Annotated in this window: 4 protein-coding genes; 3 read left to right on the top strand and 1 reads right to left on the bottom strand. The window is 75.9% G+C overall.

Annotated elements, in window-relative coordinates; translation table 11 throughout:
• Window positions 1–75 precede the first annotated feature (75 nt).
• Window positions 76–837 (bottom strand): SDR family oxidoreductase, encoded by a 762-nt coding sequence (locus GVN67_RS27340; protein WP_160000476.1) that lies wholly within the window; start codon window positions 835–837, stop codon window positions 76–78.
• A 481-nt stretch (window positions 838–1318) separates the two neighbouring features.
• Here GVN67_RS27340 and GVN67_RS27345 point away from each other — a divergent pair, with 481 nt between their 5' ends.
• The 3 genes from GVN67_RS27345 to GVN67_RS27355 all read left to right on the top strand — a co-directional run bounded on the left by GVN67_RS27345 (window position 1319) and on the right by GVN67_RS27355 (window position 6791).
• Window positions 1319–1954 (top strand): thioredoxin domain-containing protein, encoded by a 636-nt coding sequence (locus tag GVN67_RS27345; protein ID WP_160000477.1) that lies wholly within the window; start codon window positions 1319–1321, stop codon window positions 1952–1954.
• Window positions 1955–2094: 140 nt separating this feature from the next.
• Window positions 2095–6090 carry an AAA family ATPase gene (locus GVN67_RS27350; protein WP_160000479.1) on the top strand — a complete coding sequence of 1332 codons (3996 nt, stop codon included), beginning with the start codon at window positions 2095–2097 and terminating at the stop codon, window positions 6088–6090.
• 155 nt (window positions 6091–6245) lie between these two features.
• Window positions 6246–6791: a molybdopterin-dependent oxidoreductase gene (locus GVN67_RS27355; RefSeq protein ID WP_160000478.1), complete on the top strand. Its 546-nt coding sequence runs from the start codon at window positions 6246–6248 to the stop codon at window positions 6789–6791.
• Window positions 6792–6874 lie beyond the last annotated feature (83 nt).

Genomic DNA, 6874 nt, shown 5'->3' on the forward strand with positions numbered 1-6874 from the left:
TGTATAAGAGACTGGGCGATGCGCGCCAGGTCGTCGCGGACGCGGGCAGCCAGGGTGTCGACGAAGGACATCGCCTCAGCCCGCCAGCCAGCCGCCATCGACCAGCATCTCGCTGCCCGTGGTGAAGCTGGAATCGTCGCAGGCGAGGTAGAGCGCGGCCTTCGCCACCTCCTCCGGCCGGCCGAGGCGGCCCAGCGGATGGCGGCTGCGGCTGGCCTCGCGCGGCACGGCGGGGTCGGCATGGCGGGCGAAGCTGCGGCGCAGCAGCGGCGTCTCGATGGCGCCGGGCAGCAGGCAGTTCACCCGGATGCCGTCGGGGGCGAAGTCCAGCGCCATGGTCTTGGTCAGGCTCAGCACCGCGCCCTTGGCGGCGATATAGGCGCTGTTGTTGCGCCCGCCGGCGCGCGCCAGCTGCGAGGCCACCGTGATCACCGACCCCCCGCCTTGCGCCTGCATCACCGGCACCACCGCCTTGGCCCAGCGCCAGGTGCCGCCCAGATTGGCGGCGATGACCGCCTCGAAGGCCTCGTCCGGCGTGGTCACCACGGTGCCGCCGGAGGAGAAGCCGGCCGCCGTCATCAGCACGTCGATGCGGCCCCATTCGGCCATGACGGCGCGGGCATCGGCCTCGGCCGCGCCGGGGGCGGCGACATCGCCGATCCGGGTCATGGCCTCGCCGCCCTCGGCGCGGATCAGCCGCGCGGTCTCCTCGGCGCCCTCCGCGTCGCGGTCGACCAGGCAGAGGCGGGCGCCCTCGGCGGCGAAGAGCAGGGCAGATTCCCGGCCGATGCCGGAGCCGCCGCCGGTGACGATGGCGATGCGCCCGGCCAGCTTCATGCGGCGCTCGGGGACTGGCGGGGGAGGGACATCGGGCGGCTTCCTGGTCTGCGGCGTGTGGGCGGCATGCTCCGCGCCGCCGCGCCGCGGCGCAACGGCCAGTTTGCGCCAAAATCAGGCAGAATCCGGCCTCTGAGAAATATCAGGGCCAAAGCATGGGCAGGCTGCGCAAGGCGCGGGCGTGTCGCCCGGTGACCGCGCGCATAAAATTTAGCGCGGGCGCGGCACGGGCATTTCGCGATCGCCCGGCGGGGTTCCGCCCTCGGCGGCGCCGGCCGCGGCGGGGCCGGCCGGGCCCGCGAATCCCTGCCCCGGCGCGGCCGGCTTAAGGTAGCTTAAGCCCGCGCGCCGCGTGACCGCATGCAACAGCCATGGACAGCGCCGCGCGGAGGCGGCATCAGCCGCGGGAATCGCCTGCGGGCCCGGTTCGCTGTAGAGACGGCGCCCGGGTCCCCGAGACCCGAACCCTTCAGGAGGCTTCATGTCGCTCTCCCGCCGTTCGCTGCTGCTGGCCCCCGCCGTCGCCGCCCCGCTGCTGCTGGCCCGGGGCGCCCTTGCCCAGACCGCGGGTCAGTCCACGGGCGCCGAGGCCGATCCGCGCCTGGGCGAGCGCTCGTCCGGCCCGGCCACCGCGCCGGTGACGGTGATCGAGTATTTCTCCCTGACCTGCTCGCATTGCGCCGCCTTCCACAAGGAGGTCTGGCCGCAGGTGAAGAAGGACCTGGTCGCCACCGGCAAGATGCGCATCGTCTGGCGCGACTTCCCGCTCGACCAGCTGGCGCTGGCCGCCGCCCAGGTCGCCCGCACGCTGCCGGCCGAGCGCTATGAGGGCTTCATCGCCGCGCTGCTCGGCAGCCAGGACCGCTGGGCCTTCGCCCGCGGCGCCGACAACGTGGCCGAGATCGCCAAGATCGCCGCGCTCGCCGGCATGAGCCGCGCCGATGTCGATGCCGCCGTCGCCGACCAGAACCTGCGCCGCGCCATCCTGGAAGGCCGGCTGAAGGGCGAGCAGGAGCACCGCGTCAACTCCACCCCGACCTTCGTCTTCGGCAGCAAGGTGGTGCCGGGCGGCATGGCCTATGACCGCTTCGCCCAGCAGGTGGCGGAGGCCGCTTGAGCCAAGGGCGTCCCGCATCCGGCGAATTGCCGCTGGACGACACCACCCCGGACGGCGCGCTGCCGCCGCCCGGGACCGAGGCCGCCACGGCCGGGCCGTCGCGCGACGCCGCCAGCGAGGCCGCGGCGCGCGAGGCCGCCCTGCGCGCCGTGCTGACCCGGCTGCGCATCGCCGGCTTCAAGTCCTTCGCCGAGCCGACCACGCTGGAGGTCATGCCCGGCCTGACCGGCATCGTCGGCCCCAATGGCTGCGGCAAGTCCAACGTGGTCGAGGCGCTGCGCTGGGCCATGGGCGAGACCAATGCCCGGGCCATGCGCGGCGGCGAGATGGACGATGTCATCTTCGCCGGCACCGCCACCCGCTCGGGCCGCAACCAGGCCGAGGTGACGCTGCTGCTGGAGGATGCCTCCGGCCTGGCGCCGCCGCCCAATGCCGCCGCCGCCGAGCTGGAGATCACCCGCCGCATCGTCCGCGGCGAGGGCACCGGCTTCCGCATCAATGGCCGCGAGGCGCGCGGCCGCGACGTGCAGACGCTCTTCGCCGATATCGGCAGCGGCGCCCGGTCCTCGGCCATGGTCAGCCAGGGCCGCGTCGCCACCCTGATCGCCGCCAAGCCGGAAGAGCGCCGCCAGGTGCTGGAGGAGGCCGCGGGCATCGCCGGGCTGCGCGCCCGCAAGCACGAGGCCGAGCTCAAGCTGCGCCAGGCCGAGACCAATCTGACGCGGGCCGATGACCTGAAGGGCCAGCTGGACGTCCAGCGCCAGTCGCTGCAGCGCCAAGCCCGCCAGGCCGCCCGCTACCGCAATCTTTCGGGCCTCACCCGCGCCGCCGAGTCCGAGTTCTTTTCCCTGCTCGTGGCCCGGGCTGAGGCGGGGCTGATCGCCGCGCGCGACGGGTTTGCGGCGGCCCAGGCCGCGACCAGGGCCGGCGAGACCGCCGCGGCCGAGGCCGCCGCCCGCGCCTTCACCGCCGAGAAGAACCTGCCCGCCCCGCGCGAGGCCGAGGGCGAGGCCCGCACCGCGCTGGAACGGCGTCGCGTCGAGCAGGAAGGGCTGGAGGCCGAGGAGCGCCGCGCCCGCGCCGCCCTGGACGAGGCCGAGGCCCGGCTGAAGACGCTGCAGGACGACCACGGCCACGCCAGCCGCCTGGCCGAGGACGCCGCGGCCGCCGCCGGCCGCTTGGCGCAGGAAGATTCTTCTCTGTTGGCCATCCTGGACGCCTTGCCGCAGCGCCGTGCCGAGGCCGAGGCCGCCCAGGCCGCCGCCGCCGGGGAAGCCGCGAGCGCCGAACGCGCCGCCGACGCCGCCGCGGCGACCGCGGCCGAGGCCGCCGCGGAAGTGGCGCGGCTGGCCAGCGAATCCCAGGCCGCCCGCCAGCGCGCCGAGCGCCTGCGGCAACAGCTGGCTTCCTTGGAATCCCAGCAGCGGCAGGCCGAATCCGGCCGGGTGCTGCCGGAGATGCTGGCTGCCGCCGCGACCGCGCAGCAGAAGGCCGTCGCCGCCCTGGAGGCCGCGCGTGCCGGCCTGGAAGCCGCCGAGGCCGCCCGCGCCAGCGCCCAGGAAGCCCACGCCACCGCCCGCCGCGCCAGCGCCGAGGCCGATGCCGCCCGCAGCCGCGCCACCGCCGAGCGCGATGGCGCTGCCCAGCGCGCCCGCCAGGCTGGCGAGCAGCGCGACCGCATGGCCCGCGAACGCGATCAGGCGCTGGCCGAACGCCCCGACCCCGCCGCGCTGGACGCCGCCCATGCCGCGGTGGCCGCCGCCGAGGCCAGCCTGGCCGAAGCCCGCAAGGCTTTGGCCGAGGCCGAGGCCGCCCGCGCCGCCGCCGCCCAGGCGCATGCCACGGCCCGCGCCGGCGCCGGCACCGCCGAGGCCGCCCGCGCCCGCGCGAGCGCCGAGCGCCAGGGGCTGGACGATCTTCTCCGCGCCCGCGCCCCCAAGGCCGCCGCGCCGATCCTGGATGCCATCGCCGTGCCGCCGGGGCTGGAGGCCGCCCTCGGCGCCGCGCTGGGAGAGGCGCTGGAAAGCCCGGCCGATCCTTCCGCGCCCCGCCATTGGCGCGTGCTGCCGCCGGTCGATGCGTCGCGCCCGCTGCCGGCGGGGGTGACCCCGCTGGCGACGCTGGTCCAGGCGCCGCCGGAGCTGGCCCGCGCCCTGACCCAGGTCGGGCTGGTCGAGGACGGCGCCGCCGGCGAAGCCCTGCTGCCGCGTCTCGCCGAGGGCCAGTGCCTGGTCGCCCGCGACGGCGCGCTGTGGCGCTGGGACGGGCATTGCCTGCAGGCCGGGGCGCCCAGCCCGGGCGCCGTGCGGCTGACCCAGCGCAACCGGCTGCGCGCCGCCGAGGCCGCCCTCGCCGAGGCCGAGACCGCCGCCAAGGCCGCCGCCACCACCGCCGAGGCCGCGAAGCAGGACGAACAGAAAGCCACCGCCGCCGAAGCCGCCGCCCGCCAGGGCCGCGGCGCCGCCGAAACCGCGCTCGGCCGGGCGCGCGACGCCGACCAGAAGCTGGCCGGCGCTGCTGCCCGGGCGGAAAGCCGGCTGGCCGCGCTGGGCCCGCAGCTGGAGCGCCTGCAGGCCGAGCATGACGCCGCCGCCGCTGCCCGCGACGCCGCCGCCGCGACGCTGGCTGGCCTGCCCGAGGCCGCCGCGCAGCGCGCCGCGCGCGACCAGGCGGCGCGCGAGGAAGCCGCGGCCCTGGCCGCCGAAGCCGCCGCGAAGGAGACCCGCCGCCGCGCCGAGGCCGGGTTGGAATCCGCTCGCGGCGCCGAGGCGCAGCTGGCCCGCCGCGCCGCCGAGGCCGAGAGCCGGCTTGCGGCGCTGGCCCCGCAGCTGGCGCGCGCCGGCGAGGACCGTGCCGAGGCCGAGCGCCTGCTGGAAGCCGCCGAGGCCGCCCAGGCGGCGCAGCCCGACCTGGAGAAGCTGCGCGCCGGCGTCGACAAGGCGCGGCAGAAGCTGGCCGAGGCGCGGGCCGCCGCCGCCAATGCCCGCGACAGCGCTGCCGGCCTCGCCGCCGAGCTGGAGCGTGCCGCCGCGCGCCGCGCCACCATCGGCGATGAACAAAAGAGCTGGCAGGAGCGCAGCGCCACCGCCGCCGCGCGCCTCGACGAAATCACCCGGCGCCGGGCCGAGGCCGAGGCGGCCCGGGCGGCGGCGGCCGATGCCCCGGAGGAGGCGTCTTCCCGTCGCGCCGCCGCGGGGAGGATCCTGGCCGAGGCGGAATCGCGCCATGCCGCCGCCGCTGGCGCGCTGAAATCGGCCGAGGCCGAGGACCGCGCCGCCCAGGAGGGCCGCCGCCAGGCCGATGCCGGCTTCGCCGCCGCGCGCGAGACCCAGCTGCGCGCCGAGGCCGCCCGCGACGCCGCCGAGGCCGCTGCCCGCGCCGTCGCCGAGCGATTGCAGGAAAAGCTGGGCGAGGGCGCCGAGCTGCCCGAGCCGCCGGAAGACCTGTCGGATGCCGCGGAAGAGCGCGCGCGAAAGAAGGCGGAACGGCTGGCCCGCGAGCGGGAAGAAATGGGCCCGGTCAATCTCCGCGCCGAGCAGGAGATGGAGGAGATCGAGGCGCGGATCGGCAGCATCGACCGCGACCGCGACGAGATCGGCGCCGCCATCGCCAAGCTGCGTGGCTCGATCGGGCACCTCAACCGCGAGGGGCGCGACCGGCTGCGCGCCGTCTTCGACCGGATCGACGCCGAGTTCCGCGCGCTGTTCGGCCGGCTGTTCGGCGGCGGGCGGGCGCATCTGGCGCTCGTCGGCAGCGACGATCCGCTGGAGGCGGGGCTCGAGATCTATGCCGAGCCGCCGGGCAAGAAGCTGGCGACGCTGTCGCTGCTGTCGGGCGGCGAGCAGGCGCTGACCGCGCTGTCGCTGATCTTCGCCGTCTTCCGCTGCCAGCCCGCCCCCGTCTGCGTGCTGGACGAGGTTGACGCGCCGCTGGATGATGCGAATGTGGAACGGCTTTGCGGCCTGCTCGAATCCATGGCCGCCGAGGCCGGCACGCGCTTCCTGGTGGTCACCCACCATCCGCTGACCATGGCCCGCATGCACCGCCTCTATGGCGTGACCATGCAGGAGCGGGGCGTGTCGCGGCTGCTCTCGGTCGATCTCGGCGCGGCGGTGGAGCTGGTCGACGGCGGCTGAGAGGGGAGCGGGCCAGGCGGGGCGTGGCCTGGGGGCCACTTCCTGAAGCTGGCGTTTCTTGCAGGGAGTTCGCTTAACAATCCATTCAGAATCGGATCGTTAAACGGAAGGATGCGGTGTGGCGCCTGCCGGCAGCCACCACCGGAGGAGAGTTCATGCGTCGTCGCGACAGCCTGCGGTTGTGTGCCGCCACCCTCGCTGCCGGCCTGGTTGGTTCCGGGACGGCGGCGCTTGCCCGGCCGGCCGCGGAGCGGGCGGTGCCGGTGATGCACGGCCCGGCCGATACCGACGCCGTGGTGCTGCGCATCGCCGGGCTGATCCGCCGGCCGCCGCAGGGCGAGCGCGAATTCACCCTGGCGCAGCTCGAGGCGCTGGGGCTGACCAGCTACCGCACCGTCACCCCCTGGGACCGCGGCTTGCGCAACTTCTCCGGCGTGCCGCTGGCGCGGCTGCTGGAGGCGGTGGAATGCCTGGGCAGCTTCCTCGATGCCGAGGCGATCAACCGCTACACCACCTCGATCCCGGTGGCGGATGCGCAGCTCGGCGCCTTCATCGCCACCCGGCTGGAAGGCCAGCCGATGCGGGTGCGCGACCGCGGCCCGCTCTGGCTGCTCTATCCCTGGTCGGACCGGCCGGAACTCGACCGCAGCCTCTATCATGAACGGGCGATCTGGCAGCTGCGCCATATCGCCGTGCGCTAGAGAGCCCTCGCCCCATGTCCTCCCCCCGGGATATCGGCGCGACGGCCGAGCATGGCGCCGAGCCTGGCGCCTGGGCGGCGTGG

This window comes from Roseomonas sp. 18066 (genome assembly GCF_902706185.1).
Taxonomy (GTDB): Bacteria; Pseudomonadota; Alphaproteobacteria; order Acetobacterales; family Acetobacteraceae; genus Pseudoroseomonas.

Bases quoted from the DNA above. Each gene is read 5' to 3' on its own strand.
- GVN67_RS27355 (WP_160000478.1), top strand. From the start codon at position 6,246: ATGCGTCGTCGCGACAGCCTGCGGTTGTGTGCCGCCACCCTCGCTGCC.
- GVN67_RS27340 (WP_160000476.1), bottom strand. From the start codon at position 837: ATGAAGCTGGCCGGGCGCATCGCCATCGTCACCGGCGGCGGCTCCGGC.
- GVN67_RS27345 (WP_160000477.1), top strand. From the start codon at position 1,319: ATGTCGCTCTCCCGCCGTTCGCTGCTGCTGGCCCCCGCCGTCGCCGCC.